The following is a 26,345-nucleotide window of genomic DNA, read 5'->3' as shown; positions in this document are numbered from 1 at the left end:
CATTGCAAAGCTTGATTTGACGCAATCTCCGAGTCAAGCCTCGGCGCAATTTTGGGGATCGGATTAAGCGCGCCGGCGGCCTTTCATTTTCCACGATTGCCCCCTATATTCGTCCTGTCGGCTTGACCGACTATGGTGATAAATGGGCGATGTAATAAGCCGTTCGGACCCGGGGGCGGTACCCGGCGCCTCCACCAAAAGCCGCTTGCTCCTTGGGAGCGGTTCTTGCTGGGGGCGAAATAGGATCGACGAAGGTGTAAAGATCGTACTTTTGCCCGGCATGGTACCACCGTTATCGGGCTAAACCTGTAGTTGCAAATGACAACTATGCGGAAGCACGTCTCGCAGCGTAAGCTGTGCGATAGCTTCAAATTAAGTCCTAGCGGTTCGCACTTCTAGGCGGGGTTCGGAGGTACCTGGCAACAGAAACCTCCACTTCTCTCCCCTTTTTTCCCTACCAGAATGCAGCGCTTGCACGCAGCCGACACGCGTCGGCTTCGCCTGCCCGCGCGGCACCCCTTACGCTCGGTCAAATCCAGGAACTTCAGCCCGGGAACTTCAACGATGCCAGCCGATTCGGATCGCTTCTTCGTCCTCACCGGCGGCCCCGGCTCCGGCAAGACGACGCTGATCGAGGCCCTGCGCGAAAAAGGCTTTGCCACGACGCAAGAGGCCGGGCGCGGCGTCATTCGCGAGGAACCGCAAGGCGACGGGCGGGCCTTGCCATGGCTCGACCCGGAACGGTTCGCCGAACGCATGTTCGGGTGGGAACTCGGTTCCTATCGTCAAGCGGAGAGGGAAACAGGCACTGTGTTTTTCGATCGCGGGCCGCCGGACACGATCGGCTATCTACATCTCGAAGGGCTGGACGTCCCGTCGTGGATGGAAGAGCAGGTATGGCGGCTGCGCTACAACAAACGTGTTTTCATCGCGCCAACCTGGAAGGAGATATTCGGCCCCGACGAAGAGCGACAACAAAGCTGGCTAATTGCCGTGCGGACATACGAAATTATGGCCCGCACCTATACGGCGCTCGGCTACACGCTCATCGAATTGCCCCCCGTCTCGATCCCGGAACGGGTCCGATTCCTACTCGAAACGCTCGGGCTTGCCCGTTGAACAGTCCGAGGCCGCGGTACCCCACAGCCTCGACCCCACCTCCGCTTATTCGGCCGGCACTTCCGCCGCATCGCGCACGCGCCCCAGCGTAGCCTGCGCCAGCCCGAACGAAATGACCGCGCACAGCGCGATGCCGGCAACCATTGGCACCGGCGTCCCGTCGAAGAACAGGCCGCTGACCGCCATGGCGACCGCGCCGATGGCAAATTGCAGCGTGCCCATCAGCGCCGAGGCTGTGCCGGCGATCTCGCCGTGATCGTCCATCGCCAGCACCGAGGTAGTCGGGATGACGAGGCCGACAAAGCCGTAGCCGACGAACAGCAGCGCCGCCAGCACCGCCAGGCTGTCCACTCCGGCCATGACCGCAAACAGCACCACCATGGTCGTGGCGAAGCCGGTAACGGCGACGCGCACGACACGGCGCAGGCCGAACCGCTCCGACAGCATTCCCGTCAGTTGCGACATGGCGAAGAACGACACCGCGTTGATCGAGAAGAACACGCTATAAATTTGCGGCGTCAGGCCGTAGTGATCGATCAGGATGAACGACGAACTCGCGAGATAGACGAAGAAACTGGAGATGGCGAAGCCGCCGATGGCGGTCAGGCCGAGGAAATTACGGTCGCCAAGCAGGAAGCGATAGGCCGACAGCGCAGTCCTGAACGAACTGCCGACACGGGCCTCTGCCGGACGCGTCTCCGCCAGCGACGTCGCCAGCAGCACCGTCGCGATAATTGCCGCGATCGTCACTGCCCAGAATACGCCCCGCCAGCCGAAGGCTTCGATAATGAAGCTGCCGGTAAGCGGCGCCAAGATCGGCGAAATGGAAAACACCAGCATCAAGAGCGACATCAGCTTTGCGGCTTCGGGGCCGGTGTGCAGGTCGCGCACCACGGCGCGCGGAACGGCCATGCCGGCGCATGCACCCAGACCCTGCACAAAGCGAAAGGCGACCAGCCATCCGATCGAGGGCGCGAGCGCGGCGCCGATGCTGCCCGCAATGAACAGCACCAGGCCGGCATAAAGCGGTGTCTTGCGCCCGACCATGTCCGAGATCGGCCCGACCACGATCTGGCCGAGGCCCATGGACAGGAAGAAGATCAGCAGGCTCATCTGCACGGCAGCGCTGCTGGCCTGCAGATCGGCACCGATGGAAGGCAGCGCCGGCAGATACATGTCGATGGCAAACGGGCCAATAGCCGACAAAAGGCCGAGCACGACCGCGATGCGGAGGAATTTCGGTGTCATGACGATGGTTCTTTCAGATCTGGTTTCCGCAGCCATGCCACGGTCAACCCAAGGACGTTTCGATCCTCGCCGTCTCGACAGCGCGAGGGACTCGAAATTCCATTTTTTCTATCCAAAAAACTAGACATACTTGTCCAAATTGTCAATCGGGCGTATATAGTTTTCCATGAGACCGCAAAACGCTGCTGACATGCTCCCGCCACGCGGCCACGAGGCCAAGCGCATCTCGATCATCGAGGCCGCCGGCAACGTGTTCTGCCGCGAGGGCTATGCCGGGGCCAATATCGACCTGATCGCGACCGAAGCCGGCGTATCGCGGCAGACCGTCTATAACCATCACCGCGACAAGGAAAAGCTGTTCGTCGCCGTGGTTCGCGATCTGACCGAACGCTCCAATGCCGGTGTGTTCGCCACGCTTTCGACCTTCCCCGACCAGCCCGACGATATCGAGGCAGAACTGATTGCCTTTGCCACGCGGCTCAACCGCAACTGCATCTGCAACCGCGAGGGAAAATTCCTGCGCAAGCTGATCCAGGCGGAAAGCGACCGCTACCCCGAGCTTTTCGCCCCATGGCGCGAGGAAGGGCCGGGCAAGACCGCGTCGGCGCTTGCGGCCCGCTTTGCCCGCCTTGCGCATGCGGGACACCTCGACATCGACGACCCCGACGTCGCCGCACGCCAGTTTCTTGCCCTCATCAATGCCGACCTGCATATGAGCATGATGCTCGGTCTCACGCCGACCGACAGCCAGGTGCTCATTGCGGCCACCAACGCGGTGCGCACTTTTCTGCGCGCCTTCGGCAAAACACATCGCGTAGCCGGCCAACCGGCCCTGGCAGACGCCTGATCGAACAATAAATCGTTCCAAGCCCCTCCCCGAGACGGCAGGGCGAGCTATATCCGGTTTACGTCGCCCGCAAGCTTGATTACAGCTAGCAAGACGATTCAAGGGACCGCACCGCCACATGGCCGACGACCACATCCGCTACGACATACTGGCCCAGGAGGCATTGCGCGGTGTCATGCGCAAGGTTCTGGCCGAAGTCGCACGCACCGGCCTTCCCGGCAACCACCACTTTTTCATCACCTTCCTGACCGGCGCGCCCGGCGTGCGCGTTTCCAGCCGCCTGCGCGAACGCTATCCCGAGCAGATGACCATTGTCGTCCAGTTCCAGTATTGGGATCTGAAAGTGTCGGACACCGGTTTTGAAATCGGCCTCTCCTTCTCGGACGTGCCGGAGAAGCTGGAAATCCCCTTCTCGGCCGTTCGCGGTTTTTACGATCCGTCGGTCAATTTCGAGCTTGAGTTCGACGTAAAGACCGACGAGCAGCCCGCAGCGGAAGAACTCGACGCCGGCGCGCCAGCCATCGCCATCGTCTCGGAAAAGAAGGCCGAGGCCAAGGAAGCGAAGAAGAAGACCGACAAGAAAGCCGAAAAGGACGCGCCCCCGGCCAAGGGCGCCGATGTGGTTTCGCTCGACGCTTTCCGCAAGAAGTAAGCAGGCTGCCGCGCCGATGGCTGAGATCGTCAATCTCCGCATGGCGCGCAAGCACAAGGTGCGCACGGACAAGGAGCGCCAGGCCGAACAGAACCGCGCCCTGCATGGCCGCTCCAGGGCTCAGCGCGATAGCGACCGCAAGGCCGCCGAACAGGCCGAAAAATTCATCGACGGCCACCGCCTCTCGCGCGATACGGACGAACAATGAGCCTCGTTCTGAAGCGGTCGGTGACCATTCGCGGCCACCGCACCAGCTATTCGCTCGAAAAACCGTTCTATGACGATCTCGTCGCGATTGCCGCTTTCCGGAGCATGACATTGGCCGCGCTTGTGGCCGCCATCGACGAAACACGCCCGGACGGGGCCAACCTTTCGTCAGCGCTCCGGCTTTATGTACTGGCCTGGGCCAAGCAGGCAGCTTCGGTCAATCAGGTCCATAGGCCTTAGAACCGGACCGGAAGGCGGCATCGGCTCTCGGGCTATTCTGAAGCTTTATCAAAATGTTAGAGCGCCATTTTGATTCACTTTTCGAAGCACAAAATCAACCGCCGCTCAGCGATTTCAGCAGGTTTTCGATGGAAAACGGCTCCGGCTTGGCTTTCGGCGCAGGCTGATCGGCTGACCAATTGTCGTTGGCCGGCGGAAGTGGCGCGCGCTCGATCTGGGCTTCCGCTTCTGCGGCCTTGCGGGCCGCCAGTGCCTGCGCGGCGGCTTTCGCGGCCTGATCCTGTGCCGCAGCTTTCGCGGCCTGATCCGCCTTGCGCCGCTCTTCGTCAGCCTTGGCCTTTGCCTCAACGGCAAGGCGCGCTTCCTCGTCGGCCTTCGCCTTGGCTTCAGCCGCCAGTTTCGCCTTGGCTTCAGCCTCGATCTTCGCTTGATAGTCGGCGGCGGCCTTGGCGCGCGCCTCGGTTTCGGCCTTCACCCGCAGTTCCTCCAGCAACCTGCGCTCCTCGGCCGCCTTGTCGCGCGCCACCTGTAGCGAGGCATAGTAGCGAACCTCCCGCCGCAGCCGCTGCTTTTCCAGAAGCTCCGCCTGCATCGCCTCGACCCGCCGCTGTTCCTTTTCCAGCGCACGCTGGGTCAGGAACTGCCCAAGCGGCTCGCTGTCGAACACGCGCTGCGCCGCGCCGAGCGGGCCTTCGAGCGTGAAATTCATCGCCGGCTCCGAACCCACCAGCGCCTCGTCGCCGGGCTTGTAGGTCACGCTTCCCCTGCCCGAAATCGTCGCAGCGCCAAGGTCTGCGGAAAGATCGACCGAAAGCGTCGCAGCCGGGTTTTCGAGATTGACGGGGGGAGCGCGAAGCACGCCGTTGGCGATGGTGAAGGCGGCCTGCGTATCCTGCGCCGCGAATACTCCGTCGGCTGCGATCTGCGGTGCGAACTGCGCCGTCTTGGCCGCATCGATGTCGCGGCCAACCGCATCCGCCCTGGCGATCAGCGGCGCAAACGCGTCCGGATTGACGCCCGCAACCGTCAATCCTTTCAGCGAGGCCGAGCCGGAACCGGACAGCGCCGCAATCATCCCGTCGACCGATTTGCCCCCGGCCGAAAACTCCGTCGAAAAGTCGGCCCGGCCGCTCAAGGCGTTGCCTGCCAACGCTAACGCAAGATCCGCATCGGCAAGTTTCAACTGGCCCGAAAGCAGTCCGGTCCCGTCATTATTCTTGAGGTCGAATGCGCCCGACAGCGCCCCGCCATACAGCTTGGCGTTCAGGCCCGAGACGCGAATTCCGCCCCGGTCCACCTTCAGCGCCAGCGACGCGTCATAGGCGGTGGCAAAAGGCCCGACTGATAGCGTGGCGGTCGTGAGATCGAGATCGGCGCTGAAAGGGGTCACCGACTTCTCGCTGAAGGGGGCCGACGGCCAGTTTCCGTCCGCACCGACGAATGCCTCATCGCCGAACAGCGTCGCGGCCATCGGGTCGAGATCGAGTTCGTCGAGCGCCAGGGAGCCGGCAAGATGCGGCAGCCCGTCCTTCACGTCCACATTGACGTCGCCGGAAACCGCGGCCTCGTTGACCGCGCCGGAAAGCCCGCTCAACACCAGCAGCCCGCTGGCATAATCCGCATCGGCGGTGAAATTCGCCGCCATGCCCGTTCCCATGCCGGGCAGGCCCATGCCGGTCGTCATCAGCCACGGTTCCGCATCGGCAGCATCGAGGTCGACCTTGCCCTTGATTGCCGCCCCCTGTTGCGTGTCGGCAATGGTGCCGTCGAACCCGGCCTTGAAATCCAGCCCGGACAGGCTGAAAATGGTTGCCATGCCGCCGGCCAGCGAGCCCTTGGCCGAAATGTCCGTGCTCGCCTCGCCGACCATGCCCAACGGCAGCACCGGCAGGCCGTAGAGCGCCAGAAGCGCCGTGGCGTCGCTATTCCTGGCACTGAACGTCAAGGCCAGCGGAGCTGTGGGGATATTCTCCAGCGTGCCCTGCCCCGACAGGGAGGCTGAAAACCCGGTCCCACCGGCCTTTCCTTGCGCGCTCAGCGCCACGCCGGTCGTGCCGTTGCCGTTATGCGCCGCACTCGCCACCAGATCGATCCGCGCATCCTGCAAAAGCTCGGGATAGGCGGCAATCCGGTCGGCCAGCCCTTTGAGCCACGCATTGCCGGGATAGCGCTGCACCGCGGCATCGACCAGCGGCCGCAAATCGACGGCGACCACGGAAGCGTCAAGGTTGCCGGTCGGGTTTGCGGGAAAATCCTTGATGCGGCCGGTGGCGCTGATCGAGGCACCCTCCAGTCCGCCCACCGCAAACCTGTCCACCTCCAGCAGCCCGTCGCGCAGGCGAAGTGCCGTGTCGAGCGTATCGGCGGTCAATCCGCCAACCGTTACCGGCCCGGCCTTGATCTGGAAATCGAGGTCGCGGTCGGAAAAGCGGTTGGAACCTTTGTCGCTGACGAACAGCGAGGCGAAGGCAGCAAGACCGTCCACGTCGAGTTCGCCGCCATCCAGCTTCATCCGCACCGAAGGCCGGGCGTCAACCGGGCGGTTCGAATCGATCCGGCCGGAAAACCTGGCTTTGCCGAGGACGATTTCCAGATCGCTGAACGTCTGGCGCTCATCGGTCACGTCGACATTCGCCTTGAAGCCGGCTGCCGGTAGCCGCCGGATCGCCTCGTCGACATCCCTGGACAACCAGGCGGCGAAGCCCGACGGCTGCGCCACCGCCAAAAGCAGCGAACCGGTAAAGCCGAATTTGTCGGTGAGGCCAAGCAGCCCGCTGGCTTCCAGCGTCGTGCGGCCGGGCAGCGTCGCCGACAGCGATTTCACGGTCCAGCCGGATGGGGCCGGTTCTGCCGAAAGATGCACGTCGCGAATGGTGGTGTCGCCCGCAACCACGGCTGGCAGTTTCACCTCGACGGTGCCCGGAATGGTCGGCTTCGGCAGAGCCAGCAGCGTGCGCTCCAGCGCGTCTATCCGCTGCGCCAGCGTCAGCCCCGTGCCGACCTCACCGCCAACCGCCTCGTCGAACTGCACCTGCGCGCCGCTCGCCTCGACGGAAAAGCGTGGCTTGAGGCCAAGGTCGATGGAGGCGGTTCCATCGGCGGAATAGGGATTGTCCAGCGGACCCGTTTCAAACCGGAACTCATCGATGCCAAGCTTCTGGTGGTCGAGCGAGAATTTGCCGTTCAGCCGATAGCCCGGCTCCGCCTTCTGCGCGGCCTTGTCGGCGCGGACCTTCACCGCCTCGCCGTTCGAACCCCGCAACTGCGCCTCGTTGCGGTCGTCCCCTGCAATCCTGAACTGCCCGGCATAGACAACGGCGCCGTGGTTCATGCCGACATTGCCGTCGCTCTCGATCACCAGGGGATAGGCGTCTGGGTCGAGCTTGAGGCGCAGCCGCATCTGCCCTGCCGCCTCAACCCTGCCGGTCGAGGCCGTTAGCCTGGCGCGCAAACCGTCCAGCTTGAGCGTTCCGTCCATACGCCACGGCCCGGCCAGCGATTTGGCCGAAATGGTCGCGTCGACCTGCGAAAGCAAATGGCTGCGCCCGCCCGCTTCGTGGCGCAACGCGATCTGCCCGTCCGTAACCGTCAGCTTCTCGATCGAGATCTGGTTCAGGTCGAACGGCGACGATGGCCGCATCGCCCAGTCGACAGTGCCATCGGCGGCAATGTCGATGGTGGCGCTCGGCCGCACCAGCCGCATGTCGAAGATCAGCACCTCCCCGCGCAGGAACGGCGCGAGTTCGGCATCCATGGAAAACGTATCGACCGTCATAGCGGGCTGCCCATCCGGCCCGCCGGCAACCGACACATCGGAGAACGTCACCGAGGGAAACGGCAGCAACCTGGCGGTCGCGTCGCCCCGCACGATAACCTTGCGACCAAGAATCGCGCTCGCCTCACGCTCGAAATCGGCCCGGTAGCTGGTCCAGTCGACAAAATATGGCCCCACCAGCGCCGCACAAAGCGCCAGCACGAACAGACCTCCGACAATCACGAACAGGCGAGCGAGCATCAACTCCAGTCAATCTGTCGATTTGAATTCCGGCATTTCGATTCTGGCGCACTCTACCCGCATCGCCATGTCGATAAAGAGGCAAATTGGCCGCCAGCACGTTGGGGCTACCTCGTTTGGCTGACTCCACCGGCAGATGGAATAGGAGTATTGTTTGCGGTTATCCCGGAGAACCCCCCAGGGAGGCTGAAAATGGCATCCGAGAACTGGAGACTGGAAGGCGAGTGGATCAAGAACTGTAATTGCGCTTTCGGTTGCCCTTGCGACTTCAACGCAAGGCCGACCAATGGCCACTGCGAAGGCCTCGTGGCGATGCATATCACCAAAGGCCACTATAACGAGACCAAGCTGGACGGATTGTGCTTTGCCGTGACCGTTCATTTCCCCGGCGCTCTGCACGAGGGCAATGGGCAGGCGCAGCCGATCCTCGACCAGCGCGCAAGCCCTGAGCAGATCGAGGCATTGGGCGCGATCCTGTCCGGCGAGCATTCCGACGAAGGAACGCTTTTCCACATCTTCAGCCTCATCGTCACCACTCATCACGACGCAATCGTCGCGCCATTCGAATTCCAGTTCGACCAGAAGGGGCGCATGGCGCGCCTCGTCGTTCCCGGTGTGCTGGAAACCGACGTCGAACCAATCAAGAACCCGGTGACCGGCGCGCCTCACCGTATCCAGGTAGTCATGCCCGAAGGCTTTGAGCACAAGGGCGCGGAGGTCGCCTCCTCCAACATTCGCAGCCTTGGCGCTATCAAATTCCAGACGACGGCAACGCATAGCTCGCTGGCCCATGTCGTGCAGACGCCGCAAGGCGTGGCGGCCTGACGGCCCGCAAGCATGAGTCTACTCGCCAGCCTGCACCGGCATGACCGGGCAATCGTCGTGGCGCTTCTGCTCGGCGTGATGCTGATCTCGTGGCTTTATCTTCTGGTAGGCGTTGAAATGCCCATGCCGGAAATGGCCGGCATGGCGATGCCGATGGCCGCACCGGACTGGACCGCCGGGCGCTTCCTCCTGATGCTCATCATGTGGTCGGCGATGATGGCGGTGATGATGCTGCCGAGCGCCGTCCCGATGCTGCTGTTCTACGATTCCATCGCGCAAAAGCGCAGCGGCCCCGCCATCGGCCTGACCATCCTGTTCGCGCTCGGCTATCTCGTGGTCTGGCTTGGCTTCAGCATCGGCGCCGTAGGCCTTCAATATGCGCTCGACAGGACCAATTTGCTGTCACCGCTGATGCAGACGACCAGTACCGTGCTTGGCGGTGCTATCCTGGTCGCCGCCGGGCTCTATCAGTGGACCCCGCTGAAACAGGCATGCCTGCGCCGCTGCCGCTCGCCGCTGGATTTCGTCATGACGCAGTGGCGCGCCGGCAATCGCGGCGCGCTGTCGATGGGGTTGCGCCACGGCGCATTCTGCCTCGGCTGCTGTTGGATGTTGATGCTGCTGCTGTTCGTCGGAGGAGTGATGAATTTCGCGTGGATCGCCGGCATCGCCCTGTTCGTGCTGGTCGAAAAGCTGGCCCCCGCCGGCCACTGGATCGGCAAGGCCGCCGGCCTGTTTCTTATCGGCTGGGGCGGGTGGGTGCTGACTTCTCTCACTTCGGCGGCCTGACTCGCCAAAAACTTACGCCGGCAAAACCTTGCCTGGATTGAGGATATTCAGCGGGTCGAGCGCCTGCTTGATGGTGCGCATGACGTCAACACCATGGCCATGCTCGGCGCGCATGAAGCCCGCCTTACCCTGCCCGATGCCGTGTTCGCCGGTGCAGGTGCCGTCCATCGCAATGGCGCGCAGATTGAGCCGCGCCACGAATTTCTCGACCAGCGCGATCTCGGCCGGATCGTCCGCGTCCATCAGCACCAGCGTATGGAAATTGCCGTCGCCGGCATGGCCGACGATCGGTGCGATCAGCCCCATTTCGGCGATGTCCGCTTCCGTCTCGGCCACGCATTCCGCCAGTCGCGAGATCGGCACGCAGACATCGGTCGATAGGCCCTTCGAGCCCGGCCGCAACGTCATCGAGGCCCAATAGGCATCGTGCCGCGCCTTCCACAGAAGGTTGCGCTCCTCGGCCACACGTGTCCACAGGAACGGCCCGCCGCCACTGTCTTCCGCAATCTCGCCAAACAGTTCGGCCTGTTCGGCGACCCCCGCATCGCTGCCATGAAATTCCACGAACAGGCACGGGCTTTCGGGATAATCGAGATGGGAATAATTCTTCATCGCCCGCATCTGCAGCGCATTGACCAATTCGATCCGCGCCACCGGAATGCCCATCTGGATGGTCGCGATGACGGCGTTGCACGCCGCATCGAGGCTCGGAAACGGGCATACGCCACCGGAAATCGCCTGCGGGATGCCGTGCAGCCTGAGCGTCAGTTCCGTGATGATGCCGAGCGTGCCTTCCGAACCGACGAGAAGCCGCGTCAGATCGTAGCCGGCCGCACTTTTCCGGGCGCGTTTTCCCGTCGTCACCGCCTCGCCGTCCGCCATCACTGCCGTCAGCGACAAGACGTTCTCACGCATCGTGCCGTAGCGCACGGCGTTGGTGCCCGACGCCCGCGTCGCCGCCATGCCGCCGAGAGAGGCATTCGCACCGGGATCGATCGGGAAGAACAGCCCGGTATCGCGCAGATATTGGTTGAGGTCCTCACGCGTCACGCCGGGCTCGACGGTGCAGTCGAGATCCTGCGCGTGGACGGCAAGCACGCGGTTCATCCGCGCCATGTCGAGCGAGATGCCGCCGCCCGGCGCATTGGTGTGGCCCTCCAGCGAAGAACCAACGCCGAAGGCGATGACCGGAACACGGTGCGCGGCACAAGCCCGCACGATCTCCTGCACCTCCTGCGTCGTTTCCGGAAACGCCACCCCGTCGGGCGCTTGCGTCGGGATATAGGTGGTGGTGTGGGCATGCTGGGCGCGGATCGCCTGACCGGTCTGGAACCGCTCGCCGAAGCGCTGCTTGAGGATGCCGAGCACCGCCGAAATGCCTTCCTCGTTGCGTTCCACGCTCGACAGGTCGCTCAGCGCCATGCTTTCCTCCGCGAATGGGCCGGTGCGCCCCTGATTTTCACCATAGAGAGGTAGTCTCTCGCGCTCTATTGTGTCCAGCGAATTGCCAGAAGGAACCTTTTTTGATGCCCGTGCCCGCCCTGTTCGTATCCCGCCCGATGGACATCGAGAAAGACTGGATCGACTATAATGGCCATCTCAACATGGCCTATTACAACGTGCTGTTCGACCGCTGCGCCGACCAGGCGCTCGACGCCATGGGCATGGGGCTGGACTATGTGAAAGAGCGGCGGCTGACGATCTACACGGCGGAAGTGCATGTCTGCTACGTGCAGGAACTGCATCTCGACCACAAGGTCGTCGTCAGTTTCCAACTCATCGACCATGACGCCAAGCGGCTGCGCGCCTACCAGGAAATCCGCCATGTGGACGGCTGGCTTGCCGCCACGTCCGAGACGCTGTCGCTGCATGTCGACATGGAAGGCCCAAAAGTCGCGCCCTTCCCCGAAGACGTACTGGCCAAGGTCGAGGCGATGCGCGCGGCCCATGCCGGCCTGCCGATACCGGAACGCGCCGGCCGCTCCATCGGCATCCGCCGCAAGACCGCCTGAGCGCGCGTTAACCTTACCAACTGTTAAACGCGAACGAGCAGACCTTATGCGTTGATCGAATCAGCGGACCGTCGGAGATTCGTCCCCATGGCAACGAGCGGTGGGGCGACACCGTATAAGGGACAGGCATGAGCACCGATATCAAGGTTGAAGCGGCAAGGCTGGCCGCCGATCCCGCCATCACCGACTATGACTTCTGGCGCTCGCTGAAAAACCTCAACAACGAGATATTTCACATCGCCAACAGCAACGAGCCGATCCCCTTCACCATGATTCGCTGGCGCGCCATCATCAGGCAGGCGCGCATGAGACGCGGCCACGCCGCGCCCCTTTCCTGAAAGCCGGTTCAAAAAACCAGGGCGAGCGTCGAGGCGATGGCCATCAGCGTCGCAAAACCGATGAGCGCCGCATAGACGCGCGGCATGTCGAAGATCATGGCATGGCCGGCAATCCAGGCAATCGTCGTCGCGCCGAGCGCGAACAGGAACGCGTCGCGGTCATGAAAACCGATTGCGGCTGCCATCAGGCCCGCGACGATGAGTGCGCCGAAGGTAATGATGACGGCAACCGCGTATTTCTCGAAATTGTCTTCCATGCCAGGTCCTTTGCGCCGCGCAATTGCCAATAGGTAGGCGCGCGATCACCGTCGCGCGTACCAATCGCAACAGGTTTACCGCATCAGTTACAACGGACAAGGCCAAAGAATGGCAGTCGGCCCATTTGATGGGCGAGTCCCGATATTGCGGCACGGCATAAGAGATAATTGCAAGAGGGATATATTCGCTGATACCTTGGCTTGGGGCGTGAGAGGAACGAAGCCATGGACGTGCAGGACATCGTCAACACCATCGCCAACAAGGTCAATATCGATCCGCTGACCACGGAAAAAGTCGTAGGCACCATCCTCTCGGTGCTGGAACACGAGGCGCAGGGCACCAGCGCCGAAACCCTGTTCGACAAGCTGCCGGGTTCGCTGGAACTGGCGCAGAAATACGACGTGATGGCCGCAGGCGCTGCCTCTGGCGGCGGGTTGCTCAGTTCGATTACGTCGGCGCTGGGCGGCGTGCTCGGCGAAAAGACCGGCGCCCTCGTCAACGGTCTTTCGGCATTGCAGGCATCGGGGCTTTCCCTCGAGGAAATCCAGCAGGCCGGCACCACGCTGGTCCAGCAGGCCAAGGTCGTGGCAGGCCCCAACACCGTCAACCAGGTGCTTGCCGATGTGCCGGGCCTGAAAAGCCATCTGGGGTTGTGAGGGGAGCGAATAGCGAAATAGCGAATAGCGAGTAGTTGAAAAAACTATTCGCTATTCGCTACTCGCTACTGCCCCAACGCATACGCCATCACATAATCCCCGGCCTTGGTGCCGATCGAGCCGTGCCCGCCGGCGACGATGACGACGAACTGGCGGCCGTCGGCTACCGTGTAGGTCATGGGCGTGGATTGCCCGCCGGCCGGCAAGCGCGCCCGCCAGAGTTGTTTGCCGGTGGTCAGATCGTAGGCGCGCAGATAATCGTCCACCGCAGCCCCCAGGAATGCGACCCCACCCGCCGTGATCATCGGCCCGCCAATGCCCGGTACGCCCACCTTGAACGGCAGCGGCAGCGGCGTCATGTCGTAAACGGTGCCGTTGCGGTGCTTGTAGGCGATCTGGCCTGTGCGCAGGTCCACTCCCGCCACATAGCCCCATGGCGGCGACTGGCAGGGAATGCCGAGCGGCGACAGGAACGGCCCCATGACCACGGCATAGGGCGCGCCCTCATTGCGGTTCAGACCCTGCTCGCTGCCGCGCCCATTATCCGGCGGCGGCACCTGGTCGCGGGGAATAAGCTGCGACTTGAACGCCAGATAGGTCGGCATGCCGAACATGACCTGCCGCACCGGATCGACCGCGACGCCGCCCCAGTTGAACGTACCGAAATTGCCGGGATAGATCAGCGAGCCCTGCACCGAAGGCGGCGTATAGCGCCCCTCATAGCGAAGCCGCTTGAACTCGATCCGGCAGGCCAACTGATCGAACATGGAAATGCCCCACATGTCGGCCCCGGTCAGCGGCGGCGGATTGAAGCTCAAGCCGGAGCTAGGCTGCGTCGGCGCGGTACGGTCGCCATCGATCGCACCGCCCGGCGCTGGAACTTCCGTCACCGGAACGATCGGCTCGCCGGTTTCGCGGTTCAGCACATAGATGTCGCCCTGCTTGGTCGGTCCGACCAGCGCCGGCACCACGCCATTGGCCGTGGTGATGTCGATCAGCGACGGCTGCGCCGGCACGTCCATGTCCCAGAGGTCGTGATGCACGGTCTGGCGCACCCAGCGCACCTTGCCGGTATTCAGGTCGAGCGCTGTGATGGATGACGAGTATTTTTCGACGTTCGCGCTGCGGTTCATGCCAAGCTGGTCCGGCGTCTGGTTGCCGAGCGGCACGTAGACGAGGCCCAGCTTTTCGTCAGCGCTCGCCGTCGACCACATATTGGGCGAGTTGGCGGTATAGGTCTGGCCCGCGGCCAGCGGCGCGGTCTGTTCGGGATTGCCGGAATCCCAGTTCCACACGAGCTGGCCGGTATCGGCATCGAAGGCGCGAATGACGCCGGATGGCTCCTGCGTCGAATAATTGTCGTTGACCGCCCCGCCGACGATTATCTTGCCGCCGGCGATCAGCGGCGCCGAAGTGGAATAATAATAGCCGGCCTTCGGATAGGGCATTCCGGCATCGAGATCGACGGTGCCTTGCTTGCCGAAGGCCGGGCAGACCTGACCGTTCGCGGCATCCAGCGCGATCAGGCGTGCATCCGACGTCGGCAGATAGACGCGCTCGGCACAGGATTGGCCGGCCGCGACCTTGGCATCATGATAATAGGATACGCCCCGGCAGGTCTGGTGCTGGCGCTGGCTTTCCGGCCCGATCTTCGGATCGAAGCGCCATTTTTCCTTGCCGGTCGCGGCATCAATGGCGATGGCGAAGTTATGCGGCGTGCAGATGTAGAGCGTGTCGCCGATTTTCAGCGGCGTTACCTGATAGGTCGTCTCGGTCACATCGTCGGGACCGCGAATATCACCGGTCCGGTAGGTCCAGGCAGGCTTGAGGTCGGCGACATTGGCGGTGGTGATCTTGTCGAGCGGCGAATAGCGCTGGCCGAACTGCGTGCGACCATAATAGGGCCATTCGCCCGCCGGCGCATCGCCGCCGAGATTGGCGGTCGGCGTGATCGGCTCGTTCGGCAGGCTTCCAGCCATGTCGCGCGCATCGATAGACATGGAGTAAATAGCGACGCCAAGCGCCGCCAGGATCGAAAAGATCAGCACGGCGCGGCCATCCGGTCCGGCCAGCTTCCTGCGCACCCATGGCGTCAAAAGCCACAGCGCCACCAACACCACCACGCCGCCGCGCGGCGCAAGCGACCACCAGTCGAAGCCGATTTCCCACACCGCCCAGATCAGCGTTCCAAGCACGATTGCCGCGTAAAGCCACAAGGCGCCGCTCCTGCGCCGATAGAGCAGCCGTGCGGTGACGAGGAAACCCAGCCCGACAAGCAGGTAATACCAACTGCCGCCAAGGGCCGCGAGCCACGCGCCGCCTATGCCCAGGAACAGGCCGATAAGGGCGAGGATGATCGTGGTGATGAGAATAGCCAAGATGATGATCCCTCAGATGCCGACTGGACACCGCCAGGCCGGTATCCGCCAATTGATCTGTGGCGCGAAACCGTTCTGTCAAAAAAAACAAGCGAAACCCTCGCCATGCGCCGCGCAAAAGCCTTCAAACCGGAACAAAACGGAGACGCTTCTGGCCTTTCCGTTGCGAATCACTACATTCCAGCAAGATGTCTAGCGTTGCAGACGATATGCCCTTTTTCGACGAACCCGATGCGCGGCCCCCGGCCCCGTCGGGTATTGCCGCGCGTGCGATGGCCGCACGGCAGAGCCACAATGCCGCGCCCGATTACCTGAAAGGGCTGAACCCCGAACAGCGGCTGGCGGTGGAAACCACCGAAGGCCCGGTTCTGGTGCTTGCCGGCGCCGGCACCGGCAAGACGCGCGTCTTGACCACCCGCATCGCCCATATCCTTGCGACCGGAAAAGCATGGCCAAGCCAGATACTTGCCGTCACCTTCACCAACAAGGCGGCGCGCGAGATGAAGAACCGCATCGGCCTGCTCGTCGGCGAAGCGGTCGAGGGCATGCCGTGGCTTGGCACCTTCCATTCGATTGGCGTCAAGCTGCTTCGCAGACACGCCGAACTAGCCGGCCTGCGCTCCGATTTCACCATCCTCGACACCGACGACGTGGTGCGGCTGATCAAGCAGTTGATCCAGGCCGACGGCATCGACGACAAGCGCTGGCCGCCAAAACAGTTCGCGCAGATGATCGATGGCTGGAAGAACAGGGGCCTCGGTTCCGCCGACATTCCCGAAGGCGACGCCCGCGGCTTCGCCAACGGCAAGGGCCGCGAACTCTACAAGGCCTATCAGGACAGGCTCCTGACGTTGAACGCCTGCGATTTCGGCGATCTGCTGTGCCACCCGATCCGCATTTTCCGCGCCCATCACGACGTGCTGGCCGAATACCATCGCCGCTTCAAATACATCCTCGTCGACGAGTACCAGGATACAAACACCGCGCAATATATGTGGCTGCGGCTCCTGGCGCAGCGGCCTAAGCAATCGGGTGAAACGGGCCCGGGCACAAATACGATGGCTCGCGTACCAGATCCGTCCTCGGGCGAGGTTAACGAGCATACGGCCGAAGGCCGAGCGACCGACGGGTCGCCCGAGCTTATGCGAGGCCCCCGCGGAGGGCCCGCGCCTACTGGCGCGGAACAGCCCGTGAGCGAAACCAGAGTCAATATCTGCTGCGTCGGCGACGACGACCAGTCGATCTATGGCTGGCGCGGGGCGGAGGTCGATAACATCCTGCGCTTCGACAAGGATTTTCCCGGCGCGACCGTCATCCGGCTGGAGCGCAACTATCGCTCGACCGCGCATATATTGGGTGCCGCCTCCCACCTCATCGCCCATAATGAGGGACGGCTGGGCAAGACGCTGTTTACCGACCGGCCCGACCCGGAAGACGCCAAGGTCAATGTCCACGCCGCCTGGGATTCCGACGAGGAAGCACGCGCCATCGGCGAGACGATCGAGGCCTACCAGCGCGGCAAGCACAAGCTCAACGACATGGCGATCCTGGTGCGCGCTTCGTTCCAGATGCGCTCCTTCGAGGACCGCTTCATCGAGATCGGCCTGAACTACCGCGTCATCGGCGGTCCGCGCTTTTATGAGCGGCAGGAAATCCGCGACGCGATGGCCTATCTGCGGGTTGTCGCGCAAGGAGCCGACGACCTCGCCTTCGAGCGCATCGTCAACGTGCCCAAGCGCGGGCTTGGCGAAGCCGCCATCCGCCAGATTCACGACACCGCCCGCGCGCTGCGCGTGCCCATGCTGGAAGCGGCGGGCAAGCTGGCCGAATCCGACGAGTTGAAGCCGAAGCCGCGCGCGGCACTTCGCGAAATCACCGCGAATTTCGCCCGTTGGCAGGGCGCGCTCGACACCACGCCGCACAATGAACTGGCCGAGACGATCCTCGAGGAAAGCGGCTACACCGATATGTGGAAGAACGACCGTTCAGTGGAAGCGCCCGGTCGGCTGGAAAACCTGAAGGAGTTGATCCGGGGCATGGAGGAGTATGAATCGCTGCGCTCCTTCCTCGAACACGTAGCCCTGGTCATGGACGCCGAGCAGAACGAGAGCCTCGACGCCGTTTCCATCATGACGCTGCATTCGGCCAAGGGCCTCGAATTCGAAACCGTCTTCCTGCCCGGCTGGGAAGAAGGCCTGTTCCCGCATCAGCGCGCGCTGGACGAAGGCGGCCGCTCCGGGCTGGAGGAGGAACGCCGCCTCGCCTATGTCGGCCTGACTCGCGCCAAGAAGAACCTGCATCTGTGGTTCGTTTCCAACCGCCGCATCCACGGCCTATGGCAATCGACCATTCCCTCGCGCTTCCTCGACGAACTGCCCGAAGCCCATGTCGAAGTGCAGGAGGCGGGCAATTCCTACGGCGGCTACGGCAACCCCTATGGCGGCTCGTCCTTCGCGGGCGGACGCGGCGGTTTTGGCGAGCGCGGCCGGCAAAATCCCTACGGCGCCTCGCGCTTTGACAAGCTCGGCGAAGGCGGCGCAGAAAAATCCGGTGCCTTTTCCAACACCTACGCGACGCCCGGCTGGCAGCGCGCGCAAGCCAACCGCACCGAGGCGACGAGCCGCAACTGGGGCACGCGTTCCGGCCATCAGGTCGAGCGCATCGGCTATGGCGAGACGGATTCGGGCTATGGCGCGGGCCGTGGCTCCGTCAAGGGCCGCACCATCGACGGCGAACTGGTGGCCAAGTCGGTTGCCGACACGCCGTCCGCCTTCAGCGTCGGCGACCGCGTCTTCCACCAGAAATTCGGCAACGGTAACGTCGCCGCCGTCGAAGGCAACAAACTGACGATCGACTTCGACAAGGCCGGCCAGAAGAAGGTTCTGGACGGTTTCGTCGCGCCGGCCTGAGCGGCCTCAGGCCGGTTTTGCACCGGCCTTTCCCGACACCCGCACTGTCCGTCTTGCCTCCCATATAGGCCGGACATCCCTGTTTCCTTGACTTTTCGAGCCAGAACCGGCAGTTGAAAGTCTGGGATGGGCTTTGTCGGCTTCTTGTTTGCGAGAGGGAACGTTCAAAAAAAGCGGGTGCGAACCCTAAAATTCGCGATAGGCAAGGGATTGGTTAACCATCCTTGTCCATCCTTTGCATCAATCGGTAACAGATATGCGCTTGCGAGGAACGTCTTCCTGCGCGCTCACGCGATCTGTGTTTTCCGGTTGAAGAAGAGTTGCTGGTATGGCGTTTGTGCGTAGTGAAATCCGTAGCGAGAATGACGCTGCCTCGTCCAGGTCGTTGACCGGACCCGGCATGGTTGTCCGCTGCGTCGCGATCTCGGGCGCGGGCCTCGGCGTGGCCTTGCTGTCGCTGGCCGGCATTGCGGGCCTCGTCCTGATCGCGACCTCGCTGACCTCGTCCCCCGGCTACTCGCGCAATGCCGCAACGCCGGCGCGGCTCGCACTGGCCGCAACCCTTTACGCCGCGCCATCACAGCCCGGCTGCATGCCCGAATGCCGGCAGCGCGAGCCGTATATCGTTCAACAGGCGAAGGCGCCGCGCTCGGCAAAAGCCGTCGATGCTACCTTGAAAACGATCTCACTTTTCGATGCCGCCGCACAGCAACGTCTCGACCGCACGCACGCCTCGCTCAGCCATGACCAGCTTGCGGCAGTGCTGGCCCATGCAAAAGCTCAACTAGCCGAGCTTGACCTGAAGCGACGTGCTTCCCTCAACGACCGCTTCTACCCGGCGGCAAGGAATGTTTCGCTCGCCGATCCTTCCGGTCCGGACACGGCGCGGTTTGGGCCTCAGGTGGCGGAAGTCGAACGGTCGTCACGTCTGGCCCTGGCGCTTTCCGGGGCGGCTGAAATCCGGCTCGCCTATGCGCCCCAGGCCGCCATGCCGACCGGCCCGGCCATGCCTTTGCTGGCGGCCCTGGAAGCCACCGCGCCGGTCGAAACCGCCGAGGTCGAGCTATTCGAAATCGCGCCGGAACGCGTGCCTCTACCCGATAGCCGCCCTACGCTGGAAGCGGCTCAGCCGCGCCGGACCCAGACGGCGGAGCGCCGGGCGCCCAAGCCTGACGTGCAAAAGCCTGGGCGAAGCGGAAGCGAACGGCAGCAGACATTGGCTTATGCACCGCCGGACGACGACGCTCCGAGCATCGGCCAGGCGTTCAAGAACCTGTTCTCCTCATCCGGCTCGCCAAGTGCCGGCAACGGCGTGGCCGTGTACGACATTTCCGCCCAGACCGTGACGCTTCCCAACGGGCAAGTACTGGAGGCGCATTCGGGCGTCGGCCACATGGCAGACAATCCTCGCTATGCCAACCAGAAGATGAATGGCCCGACCCCGCCCAACACCTACCGGCTGGTGATGCGGGAGTCCCGATTCCACGGGGTGGAAGCCATCCGGATGCTGCCGGTCGACGGCAAGAACAAATACGGGCGCGACGGCATTCTTGCCCATAGCTACCTGCTACGCGGACGCCCTGGCCAATCGCATGGCTGTGTCGCTTTCGCCGACTACGACCGCTTCCTGAAGGCTTTCAAGCAGGGCAAGATCAAGCAGATCGTCGTGGTGCCGGGGCGCTCGCGCTCGTCCACCCGCATCGCCAAGAACGGCCAGGGCGTATAGCTCCCCTTTTACCCACAGCGCGTCCTCAAAAAATCTTTCCCCACCCCTTGCGGCCGCTTCGCCTACTGGATCCTCGCCGCCGAATTGCGACGTCTGCACGACGCCGATTCCGCCTTCGTCAAGGGGCTTGGGCGCGACAGCAAGGGCAAGCTCTCGCTGCTCCTTTACATTATAGGCATCCTGCTTACCCCGATAAGCCAGTGGCTCGGCCTCACGATCTATGTGATGGTCGCCACCATGTGGTTTATCCCTGACCGGCGGTTCGAGCGTCAGTTGAGATAATACCGGCGGCGCGGACCTATCCCCGCAGCGTCTTCAGCTTTTCGGCGACGCTGGCCGCGAGGTCGCCATAACGCTCCTCCAGCCGCTCGGCCGCCTGGATGACGGGAAAATCATGCCCGAACTTTTCCAGGGCCATCGTCAATTTCTCGACGAAATCGGCCTGCTGCTCAACGGCCGCAAACAGCGTCCTGACCTGATCTTCGGTGATGGCGGGATCGGCCAGCATCTCGGCCACGGCGCGGCTCATCTGGTCGCCGGTCGCAGTTTGCTGCTTCAGAATATCCAGCCAGTCGGTCAATATCGTCTCTCCATGCTGCGGCACCATGCGCAAGCAAGGCGCTGACGGTCAACCCTTGCGGCCGGTGCAGGGCTAGCCAATCGGAGGCGGTCTTCAAGCAGTCTTCTTTTTCGACACGCGCTTGCGCGCAATGGCTTTCGTGGCGGCAATTTTGGCAAGTTCCTTGTCGTGGCGCGTCGCGGCCTGCTCGCATTTGGTACGGATCTCCTCGACCTCGCTCTCGGTCAGGTGCTCGATGCCGATGAAATGATTGTGGCCGGTGCTGACGCGAACCAGTTCGTCAAGCTTGGCCTGGATGGCCGCACCGTCGCGGTTCTGCGTATTCTGGATCAGGAACACCATCAGGAAGGTCACGATGGTCGTGCCGGTGTTGATGATCAGTTGCCAGGTGTCGGAAAAATGGAACACGGGACCGCTGACCGCCCAGACGACAACCACCGACACACAGACGGCAAAGGTCAGCGGCAGGCCCGTGATATGGGCAACCTTGTTGGCAATTTTCGTGAACTTCTGTTCGAGCATGATCCGACCTCTCCTGGCGCAGAACAAAACATTCGGCGGCCCATCGGGTTCCGTTACGGCAAGCGGTCCAAGCCACCGCCACAACTTCATACAACTTAAAAGTTTATTATATTACCATTACACTTTATGCGATTGATGAGATGGTAGCCATGCAGGCAAGAAGCCTGTTCCTTCCGCTTCACGGCGGTGTACCCCGGCCCCTTCCGTCTCGACACCCCGCAGGCGGAAGGGGCTTGACCTGCGGAGGTTCTGGCCATGCTTCCCAGCCCGTGGCGTGAAAGATGACCCCGAGACCGGCACGAAGAAATACGCATCGGATCGTAGCCGGGCTGATCGCCCTGTGCTGGGCCGCCGCCGCACATGCCGGGTCCGAAGACGGCTTTCACGCGACATCCAGCGTCGAGCGCCATTGGACCAGCAACGCGCTGGACAGCGACCTCGCCATTGCCGACTGGTACACGCTGATGCGCGGTTCCCTGGAGCGGCAATGGGGCGGCAACGCAGCCAATGTGACGCTCGGCGCGGAATTCCAGGCAACGCGCCACGACACGGTTTCCATCGAGGACGACCGCGCGCTGGCGCTATCGGTGCAGGCGTTCCGCCAGTTGCGCCCCGGCCTCGAACTGCGCGGCTCCCTCTCCTATCGCGTTTTCGACGAAGGCGACGATTTGGCGATCGGGCCTCTGGTCCTGGGAACGAACACGCTGAAGCACATCGTCGAGGCGACGGGCCAGATCGGCGTCGATCTCGGCAATGCCACGACGCTCGTCATCGAAGCCGCCGACAGCTTCGAAAAGATTGGCTCTACTCGCTTCGAAGACGATTGGCTGCTACCGGCAAAGCTCGACCCCGACCTCAACCGCGCCCGACTCGGCATACGGCTCACGCGGAGCCTCGGCCGGCTTTCCATCGGGGCTTCCGGCGACGCCCTTGTCGTCTCGGTCGAAGAGCTGGGCTCCCCGCCGGTGGCGCTATCGCTATCGACTTATGCGTTGCGCGGCGAACTGACCTTTTCCGCTGAAGACGGCTCGACCTTCGGCTTTTCGGCGGGGGGCGAATTACTGCGCGGCGCCGACGGCATCTACAGCCGGCTGCGCCCGACATGGCAAGCCGGCTTCACCAAGAAGCTGCGGCATGGGCTGGAGTTGCGAGGCACCTATTTCGGCCGCTACGAGACGATTGACAGCGACGACCCGCTCGCCTCCTGGCTCCGGCGCGGCCAGTTGGAAATCGGCGCGCAAATTCGCGAGAACCTGGCCCTGGCGGCGGGCGTCTTCAAGGAAGCCAAGGAGAACCTGCTGTTCGAAAACGTGGAGCGAAAGCGGGGCCTCTATGCGGAGTTGACCTGCGACGTCAACCCATTCACCGCGATCGTTCTGAGGCTGGACTATTCGAAGACGTTCAAGACCGTGATCGACGAACGTCAAAGCACGGTCGACGCTTTCATAGGCCTGCGCGCAAAAATTTAGGCAGGAGGGCGAAAAACCCTCCTGCCCGTTGATGTGGGCAACCGAATGCCCACACCTTGACCTTTAGCGGTGGCGCCGGCTGTGCAGCTTGTAGCTGGTCCGATTGCCGACCAGCGCGCTGCCGATCCCGCTAAGGCCGACCGTGCCGAGGATGCCGTTCCCGACATTGGTCCTGTTGCCGCTGAGGATGCCCGAAACGACATTGCCGCTCAGGATCGCATTCCCGCTGAGGATATTGTTCAGCGCGGTAACATTGCCGAGCCCGATCGACGGCGAGATATTGATCAGCCCGCTGGAAACGCCGCTATTGCCTCCGATGATCTTGGTCTTGCCGCCAAATCCACCGGCCTGGGCGCCTACAGAATAGAAAGAAACGGCTGCAACAGCGACTACAAATGCGAACTTATTCATGACTTCTCTCCTTGTTGCTGACAGTGTTTCCCTCGACTTCCTTTGGTGTACCTCCACAACCATTAGGACATCTGGAGAAATGAATTGCAACTAAGGATTGCTTATATTCGCCAATACACCCCGTTTTCCATTTGTTAACGCTAATCTTTACCGTTAAGCGAAATGGTTACCGGTGCGGGCCAAAAGGCGCGTTACGCGGCGGCTTCCCAACGGTCGAGGAACGCCTCGATCGGCAGCGTCTGCATGTCGGGGATGGCTTTCGCCAGCTTTTCCGCCGGCCAGTCCCACCACGCCAAGGCGCCGATCCGTGCCGCCACGGTTTCGGGGAACCGGCGGCGCAGCTTCTTTGCCGGCACCCCCGCGACGATCGTGTAGGCAGGCACATCCCGCGTCACCACCGCGTTGGCGCCGACGATGGCGCCGTTGCCGATGGTTATGCCCGGCATTATCACCGCGCCATGGCCGATCCACACATCATGGCCGATGGCGACCTGCTTGGCCTGCCGCCGCTCGCGAAAAGCGGAATCGACGCCGAGGAAGCGGAAATACTCGTTGGGCCGGTAGCTGACCTTGTGCGTGGTCAGCCGCTCCATCGGATGCTCCAGCGCATTGATGCGGCTGTTGGCGGCGATGGAGCAGAACTTGCCGATACTCGTATAGATCGCCTCGGCATGGCGCTCGAAATAGGAAAAGTCGCCGACGCTCACTTCGCGCAGGATAACGCGCTCACCGATGGAGACGAAGCGCCCGAGCCGGCACCCCTTCAGTTCCGCAGTCGGGTGCGCGCGCGGCTCGGAATCCTTGACTAGGAGGTGTTCAGGTCGGTCCATGGAGCGGCTTTAGAGCATCGGACCGAAAAGTGGAATCCGGTTTTCGGATTATTCCGATGCTCAAAGCAAAGTGTTTCACGCGCACCACCGCAAGCCGGTGCTATTTCGGCTGGCCCTTGCTCCACACCACGCTCTGGCCGTAGAGCGGCACGGAAGTCAGCGCCATCTTGGCGGAGCCGTCCTGTACCTGGCGCGAATGCGACAGATAAATCAGCGTATCGCTCGCCTTGTCATAGATGCGGTTCACCACCTGCTTCTTCCAGATCAGCGTGATGCCCTGTTTGAAGACTTCTTCGCCACCCTTGCTCATATCGATATCGCCGATGACGATGGGGCCTGTCTGGTGGCACGAAATCGCAGAATCGGACGGGTCCTCGAACCAGTTTCCCTTTTGCAGCCGGTCGACGATGCCGCGGTCGAAATAGGAGACATGGCAAGTCACGCCCTCGACCTTGGGGTCCTTGATCGCCTCGACGACGATATCGTTGCCCAGCCAGTCGACGCCGACCTTGCCGACCTGCTCGGCCCTGGCGGTGCCGGCCGCAGCCAGCACGCACGCCGCGACAAGGCCGCCGATCCATCTCTTTCCGGTCTTTTTCAGCAAGGATGCCTCCAGATCACAAATTCGTCAGCCTCAGGTGGGAAAGTCCGCCCCGCATTGCAAGCCGCCGCCTTACGCATTAGGCCTCGCTTGGCGTGATGATTACGACATTGCGGCATTGCGGCGCTTTGCCCGACCTGCGGCAAGGCGGTATGGTCGCGCTTCCCGCTCCAAGGGCAGGCTCGAAAAAAGACGGAAATTTTCACATGATGCGCTCGATCCTGATCGGCATTCTGGTCCTGATGCTGGCCGGCATAGGCTGGCTCTCCTTCGACTGGTATCGCGGCCACTATGGCGGCGAGGCATATGGCGCTGCCTTCACCCTGACCGACCAGCGCGGCGAGCCCATCACCGAGGCGGCGTTTCACGGCCACCCCAGCGTCGTGTTCTTCGGCTTCACCCATTGCCCGGAAGTGTGCCCGACCACGCTTTTCGAACTTTCGGGCTGGCTGAAGACGCTCGGCGACGAAGGTAAGAACCTGCACGCCTATTTCGTTTCCATCGATCCGGAGCGCGATACGCCCGAGGTGATGAACGCCTACGTCTCAAACTTCTCCGACCGCATCGTCGGCATTTCCGGCGACCCCGAAAAGGTCCACGCCATGGCCAAGGCCTTCGGCATCTTCTCGAAGAAAGTCGAAACGAGCGACGGCGACTACACCATGGACCATACGGCCTCCGTGCTGCTGCTCAACGCCAAGGGTGACTTTGCCGGCACCATCGCCTATGGCGAAGATCCGAAAAACGCCCTCGCCAAGCTCAAACGCCTGGCTGCGGAAGGCTAGGAAAGCGCGCCACCCCGATGACGCAGACCAGACTCCACTTCACCGCCGGAAAAACCGTGGCGGAGCGAGCCTTCGCCGCACTCGAACCAGCCTTCGAGGAAGAGGGCCTGCCGCTGGCGATCACGGAAATCGACGAGGATCGCGATATCCACGAAATCTCGCTCTATGCCTTCGATGAGAGCGTGGAGACGGTCGAGGCACGGATGCGGGCCATCCTCGCCGAACTTTCCATCGCCACGCCGATCCAGCGCGAAGTGCTGCCCGATATCGATTGGGTGACGCGCTCGCTCGAAGGGTTGAAGCCGGTGCGCGCCGGTCGCTTCTTCGTGCATGGCGCGCATGACCGCGACCAGCGCCGCCAAGGCGATATCGCCATCGAGATCGAGGCGGGCCTTGCCTTCGGCACCGGCCATCACGGCACCACCGCCGGCTGTCTCGAAATGCTGGAAAGCGTGGTGGAGGCCGAGCATCCAAAAAATGCGCTCGATCTTGGCACCGGCAGTGCCGTCCTCGCTATCGCGCTAGCCAAGCTTGCCCATATCCCGGTGCTGGCCACCGACATCGATCCGGTGGCGGTCGAAGTCGCGGCGGGTAACGCCAAGCTCAACGATACGTCGGAACTGGTCGAAACCGTAACGGCTCCGGGCTTCGAACATCCGATCTTCACCCAGCGCGGACCGTTCGACCTGATCGTCGCCAATATTCTTGCCGGTCCGCTGATGGAAATCGCGCCCGACATGGCAGCGCATCTGACGCCGGGCGGCTCCTTGATCCTGTCTGGCATCCTCGACCGTCAGCACGATGCGGTAGTGTCTGCCTATGTCGCGCAAAAATTCGAACACATCAGCACCATCCACCTCGAAGGCTGGGTGACGATCCACCTCAAGCGCTGAGCGCGGCAGGTCCATAGCATCCTATTGCGGTCAGG

Annotated in this window: 26 protein-coding genes and 1 other RNA gene; 17 read left to right on the top strand and 10 right to left on the bottom strand. The window is 62.7% G+C overall.

Translation table 11 applies throughout. The features are described 5' to 3' along the window. Positions 1–77: 77 nt before the first annotated feature. Positions 78–437, top strand: a transfer-messenger RNA (tmRNA) gene (gene ssrA / locus ACX3P0_RS00615). Between the two features lie 127 nt (positions 438–564). Next, entirely contained in the window at positions 565–1,119 is a 555-nt protein-coding gene (locus tag ACX3P0_RS00610; protein ID WP_459085895.1) for an AAA family ATPase, read from the top strand. A 45-nt stretch (positions 1,120–1,164) separates the two neighbouring features. Here ACX3P0_RS00610 and ACX3P0_RS00605 read toward each other — a convergent pair whose 3' ends face one another. Then, positions 1,165–2,367, bottom strand: a complete 1,203-nt coding sequence (locus tag ACX3P0_RS00605) for a multidrug effflux MFS transporter (RefSeq protein ID WP_459085894.1) — start codon at positions 2,365–2,367, stop codon at positions 1,165–1,167. A 166-nt stretch (positions 2,368–2,533) separates the two neighbouring features. Here ACX3P0_RS00605 and ACX3P0_RS00600 point away from each other — a divergent pair, with 166 nt between their 5' ends. From ACX3P0_RS00600 to ACX3P0_RS00585, 4 genes are all read left to right on the top strand, one after another. Next, the gene (locus ACX3P0_RS00600) at positions 2,534–3,214 is read left to right on the top strand and encodes a TetR/AcrR family transcriptional regulator C-terminal domain-containing protein (protein ID WP_459079539.1); all 681 of its coding nucleotides are present in this window, start codon (positions 2,534–2,536) and stop codon (positions 3,212–3,214) included. 118 nt (positions 3,215–3,332) lie between these two features. Continuing rightward, on the top strand, positions 3,333–3,866 hold the full coding sequence (locus ACX3P0_RS00595) for an SspB family protein (RefSeq protein WP_459079538.1): 534 nt from the start codon (positions 3,333–3,335) through the stop codon (positions 3,864–3,866). A gap of 16 nt (positions 3,867–3,882) precedes the next feature. Continuing rightward, positions 3,883–4,074 carry a DUF4169 family protein gene (locus ACX3P0_RS00590; protein WP_459085893.1) on the top strand — a complete coding sequence of 64 codons (192 nt, stop codon included), beginning with the start codon at positions 3,883–3,885 and terminating at the stop codon, positions 4,072–4,074. Continuing rightward, positions 4,071–4,313, top strand: a complete 243-nt coding sequence (locus ACX3P0_RS00585) for a ribbon-helix-helix domain-containing protein (RefSeq protein ID WP_459079536.1) — start codon at positions 4,071–4,073, stop codon at positions 4,311–4,313. The genes ACX3P0_RS00590 and ACX3P0_RS00585 overlap by 4 nt, the downstream gene beginning before the upstream one ends. A gap of 94 nt (positions 4,314–4,407) precedes the next feature. Here the strand turns inward: ACX3P0_RS00585 and ACX3P0_RS00580 are convergent, their stop codons facing one another. Continuing rightward, entirely contained in the window at positions 4,408–8,328 is a 3,921-nt protein-coding gene (locus ACX3P0_RS00580; RefSeq protein ID WP_459085892.1) for an AsmA family protein, read from the bottom strand. 192 nt (positions 8,329–8,520) lie between these two features. On the opposite strand from ACX3P0_RS00580, the gene ACX3P0_RS00575 reads away from it, so the two are divergent. Then, positions 8,521–9,153: a DUF1326 domain-containing protein gene (locus ACX3P0_RS00575; protein WP_459079534.1), complete on the top strand. Its 633-nt coding sequence runs from the start codon at positions 8,521–8,523 to the stop codon at positions 9,151–9,153. 12 nt (positions 9,154–9,165) lie between these two features. Beyond that, positions 9,166–9,942 (top strand): DUF2182 domain-containing protein, encoded by a 777-nt coding sequence (locus ACX3P0_RS00570; RefSeq protein ID WP_459085891.1) that lies wholly within the window; start codon positions 9,166–9,168, stop codon positions 9,940–9,942. A 12-nt stretch (positions 9,943–9,954) separates the two neighbouring features. Here the strand turns inward: ACX3P0_RS00570 and ACX3P0_RS00565 are convergent, their stop codons facing one another. Then, positions 9,955–11,364, bottom strand: a complete 1,410-nt coding sequence (locus ACX3P0_RS00565) for an FAD-binding oxidoreductase (protein WP_459079532.1) — start codon at positions 11,362–11,364, stop codon at positions 9,955–9,957. A gap of 104 nt (positions 11,365–11,468) precedes the next feature. On the opposite strand from ACX3P0_RS00565, the gene ACX3P0_RS00560 reads away from it, so the two are divergent. Further along, the gene (locus ACX3P0_RS00560; RefSeq protein ID WP_459085890.1) at positions 11,469–11,954 is read left to right on the top strand and encodes a thioesterase family protein; all 486 of its coding nucleotides are present in this window, start codon (positions 11,469–11,471) and stop codon (positions 11,952–11,954) included. 128 nt (positions 11,955–12,082) lie between these two features. Next, positions 12,083–12,292 (top strand): hypothetical protein, encoded by a 210-nt coding sequence (locus ACX3P0_RS00555; protein WP_459085889.1) that lies wholly within the window; start codon positions 12,083–12,085, stop codon positions 12,290–12,292. A gap of 8 nt (positions 12,293–12,300) precedes the next feature. Here ACX3P0_RS00555 and ACX3P0_RS00550 read toward each other — a convergent pair whose 3' ends face one another. Beyond that, positions 12,301–12,549: a hypothetical protein gene (locus ACX3P0_RS00550; protein ID WP_459079529.1), complete on the bottom strand. Its 249-nt coding sequence runs from the start codon at positions 12,547–12,549 to the stop codon at positions 12,301–12,303. A 225-nt stretch (positions 12,550–12,774) separates the two neighbouring features. Here ACX3P0_RS00550 and ACX3P0_RS00545 point away from each other — a divergent pair, with 225 nt between their 5' ends. After that, a complete protein-coding gene (locus ACX3P0_RS00545; protein ID WP_459085888.1) occupies positions 12,775–13,206 on the top strand; it encodes a hypothetical protein in 432 nt (143 codons plus the stop codon). A gap of 65 nt (positions 13,207–13,271) precedes the next feature. Here the strand turns inward: ACX3P0_RS00545 and ACX3P0_RS00540 are convergent, their stop codons facing one another. Further along, positions 13,272–15,584, bottom strand: coding sequence for a glucose/quinate/shikimate family membrane-bound PQQ-dependent dehydrogenase (locus tag ACX3P0_RS00540; protein ID WP_459085887.1), 2,313 nt, complete (start codon positions 15,582–15,584; stop codon positions 13,272–13,274). A 188-nt stretch (positions 15,585–15,772) separates the two neighbouring features. Between ACX3P0_RS00540 and ACX3P0_RS00535 the strand changes: the two genes are divergently transcribed. From ACX3P0_RS00535 to ACX3P0_RS00525, 3 genes are all read left to right on the top strand, one after another. Then, the gene (locus ACX3P0_RS00535; RefSeq protein ID WP_459085886.1) at positions 15,773–18,493 is read left to right on the top strand and encodes a UvrD-helicase domain-containing protein; all 2,721 of its coding nucleotides are present in this window, start codon (positions 15,773–15,775) and stop codon (positions 18,491–18,493) included. Between the two features lie 328 nt (positions 18,494–18,821). Further along, complete coding sequence (locus ACX3P0_RS00530; RefSeq protein WP_459085885.1) at positions 18,822–20,219, top strand: DUF2778 domain-containing protein; 1,398 nt, start codon at positions 18,822–18,824, stop codon at positions 20,217–20,219. An 84-nt stretch (positions 20,220–20,303) separates the two neighbouring features. Continuing rightward, positions 20,304–20,501, top strand: coding sequence for a hypothetical protein (locus ACX3P0_RS00525; RefSeq protein WP_459079525.1), 198 nt, complete (start codon positions 20,304–20,306; stop codon positions 20,499–20,501). 16 nt (positions 20,502–20,517) lie between these two features. Here the strand turns inward: ACX3P0_RS00525 and ACX3P0_RS00520 are convergent, their stop codons facing one another. Next, complete coding sequence (locus tag ACX3P0_RS00520) at positions 20,518–20,799, bottom strand: hypothetical protein (protein WP_459079524.1); 282 nt, start codon at positions 20,797–20,799, stop codon at positions 20,518–20,520. Positions 20,800–20,892: 93 nt separating this feature from the next. Next, positions 20,893–21,321, bottom strand: a complete 429-nt coding sequence (locus ACX3P0_RS00515) for a low affinity iron permease family protein (RefSeq protein WP_459079523.1) — start codon at positions 21,319–21,321, stop codon at positions 20,893–20,895. Positions 21,322–21,602: 281 nt separating this feature from the next. On the opposite strand from ACX3P0_RS00515, the gene ACX3P0_RS00510 reads away from it, so the two are divergent. Beyond that, positions 21,603–22,790 carry a hypothetical protein gene (locus ACX3P0_RS00510; RefSeq protein ID WP_459085884.1) on the top strand — a complete coding sequence of 396 codons (1,188 nt, stop codon included), beginning with the start codon at positions 21,603–21,605 and terminating at the stop codon, positions 22,788–22,790. 63 nt (positions 22,791–22,853) lie between these two features. Here ACX3P0_RS00510 and ACX3P0_RS00505 read toward each other — a convergent pair whose 3' ends face one another. From ACX3P0_RS00505 to ACX3P0_RS00495, 3 genes are all read right to left on the bottom strand, one after another. Then, positions 22,854–23,201: a hypothetical protein gene (locus tag ACX3P0_RS00505; protein WP_459085883.1), complete on the bottom strand. Its 348-nt coding sequence runs from the start codon at positions 23,199–23,201 to the stop codon at positions 22,854–22,856. A 191-nt stretch (positions 23,202–23,392) separates the two neighbouring features. Next, the gene (locus ACX3P0_RS00500; RefSeq protein ID WP_459085882.1) at positions 23,393–24,031 is read right to left on the bottom strand and encodes a DapH/DapD/GlmU-related protein; all 639 of its coding nucleotides are present in this window, start codon (positions 24,029–24,031) and stop codon (positions 23,393–23,395) included. Between the two features lie 100 nt (positions 24,032–24,131). Continuing rightward, positions 24,132–24,635 (bottom strand): CreA family protein, encoded by a 504-nt coding sequence (locus tag ACX3P0_RS00495; protein WP_459085881.1) that lies wholly within the window; start codon positions 24,633–24,635, stop codon positions 24,132–24,134. 203 nt (positions 24,636–24,838) lie between these two features. On the opposite strand from ACX3P0_RS00495, the gene ACX3P0_RS00490 reads away from it, so the two are divergent. Next, entirely contained in the window at positions 24,839–25,417 is a 579-nt protein-coding gene (locus ACX3P0_RS00490; RefSeq protein ID WP_459079518.1) for an SCO family protein, read from the top strand. A 17-nt stretch (positions 25,418–25,434) separates the two neighbouring features. Continuing rightward, positions 25,435–26,310, top strand: coding sequence for a 50S ribosomal protein L11 methyltransferase (locus tag ACX3P0_RS00485; RefSeq protein ID WP_459085880.1), 876 nt, complete (start codon positions 25,435–25,437; stop codon positions 26,308–26,310). The last annotated feature ends 35 nt before the right edge of the window (positions 26,311–26,345 follow it).

The organism is Mesorhizobium sp. A556 (assembly GCF_054489545.1).
Note: the sequence above shows the minus strand (reverse complement) of the source record. Positions and strands in the feature narration are given on the sequence as shown.

What these genes read in the sequence shown, in the direction of transcription:
- ACX3P0_RS00610 (WP_459085895.1), top strand. Translation starts at nt 565, where the DNA reads ATGCCAGCCGATTCGGATCGCTTCTTCGTCCTCACCGGCGGCCCCGGC.
- ACX3P0_RS00605 (WP_459085894.1), bottom strand. Translation starts at nt 2,367, where the DNA reads ATGACACCGAAATTCCTCCGCATCGCGGTCGTGCTCGGCCTTTTGTCG.
- ACX3P0_RS00600 (WP_459079539.1), top strand. Translation starts at nt 2,534, where the DNA reads ATGAGACCGCAAAACGCTGCTGACATGCTCCCGCCACGCGGCCACGAG.
- ACX3P0_RS00595 (WP_459079538.1), top strand. Translation starts at nt 3,333, where the DNA reads ATGGCCGACGACCACATCCGCTACGACATACTGGCCCAGGAGGCATTG.
- ACX3P0_RS00590 (WP_459085893.1), top strand. Translation starts at nt 3,883, where the DNA reads ATGGCTGAGATCGTCAATCTCCGCATGGCGCGCAAGCACAAGGTGCGC.
- ACX3P0_RS00585 (WP_459079536.1), top strand. Translation starts at nt 4,071, where the DNA reads ATGAGCCTCGTTCTGAAGCGGTCGGTGACCATTCGCGGCCACCGCACC.
- ACX3P0_RS00580 (WP_459085892.1), bottom strand. Translation starts at nt 8,328, where the DNA reads ATGCTCGCTCGCCTGTTCGTGATTGTCGGAGGTCTGTTCGTGCTGGCG.
- ACX3P0_RS00575 (WP_459079534.1), top strand. Translation starts at nt 8,521, where the DNA reads ATGGCATCCGAGAACTGGAGACTGGAAGGCGAGTGGATCAAGAACTGT.
- ACX3P0_RS00570 (WP_459085891.1), top strand. Translation starts at nt 9,166, where the DNA reads ATGAGTCTACTCGCCAGCCTGCACCGGCATGACCGGGCAATCGTCGTG.
- ACX3P0_RS00565 (WP_459079532.1), bottom strand. Translation starts at nt 11,364, where the DNA reads ATGGCGCTGAGCGACCTGTCGAGCGTGGAACGCAACGAGGAAGGCATT.
- ACX3P0_RS00560 (WP_459085890.1), top strand. Translation starts at nt 11,469, where the DNA reads ATGCCCGTGCCCGCCCTGTTCGTATCCCGCCCGATGGACATCGAGAAA.
- ACX3P0_RS00555 (WP_459085889.1), top strand. Translation starts at nt 12,083, where the DNA reads ATGAGCACCGATATCAAGGTTGAAGCGGCAAGGCTGGCCGCCGATCCC.
- ACX3P0_RS00550 (WP_459079529.1), bottom strand. Translation starts at nt 12,549, where the DNA reads ATGGAAGACAATTTCGAGAAATACGCGGTTGCCGTCATCATTACCTTC.
- ACX3P0_RS00545 (WP_459085888.1), top strand. Translation starts at nt 12,775, where the DNA reads ATGGACGTGCAGGACATCGTCAACACCATCGCCAACAAGGTCAATATC.
- ACX3P0_RS00535 (WP_459085886.1), top strand. Translation starts at nt 15,773, where the DNA reads ATGTCTAGCGTTGCAGACGATATGCCCTTTTTCGACGAACCCGATGCG.
- ACX3P0_RS00530 (WP_459085885.1), top strand. Translation starts at nt 18,822, where the DNA reads ATGGCGTTTGTGCGTAGTGAAATCCGTAGCGAGAATGACGCTGCCTCG.
- ACX3P0_RS00515 (WP_459079523.1), bottom strand. Translation starts at nt 21,321, where the DNA reads ATGCTCGAACAGAAGTTCACGAAAATTGCCAACAAGGTTGCCCATATC.
- ACX3P0_RS00510 (WP_459085884.1), top strand. Translation starts at nt 21,603, where the DNA reads ATGACCCCGAGACCGGCACGAAGAAATACGCATCGGATCGTAGCCGGG.
- ACX3P0_RS00505 (WP_459085883.1), bottom strand. Translation starts at nt 23,201, where the DNA reads ATGAATAAGTTCGCATTTGTAGTCGCTGTTGCAGCCGTTTCTTTCTAT.
- ACX3P0_RS00500 (WP_459085882.1), bottom strand. Translation starts at nt 24,031, where the DNA reads ATGGACCGACCTGAACACCTCCTAGTCAAGGATTCCGAGCCGCGCGCG.
- ACX3P0_RS00490 (WP_459079518.1), top strand. Translation starts at nt 24,839, where the DNA reads ATGATGCGCTCGATCCTGATCGGCATTCTGGTCCTGATGCTGGCCGGC.
- ACX3P0_RS00485 (WP_459085880.1), top strand. Translation starts at nt 25,435, where the DNA reads ATGACGCAGACCAGACTCCACTTCACCGCCGGAAAAACCGTGGCGGAG.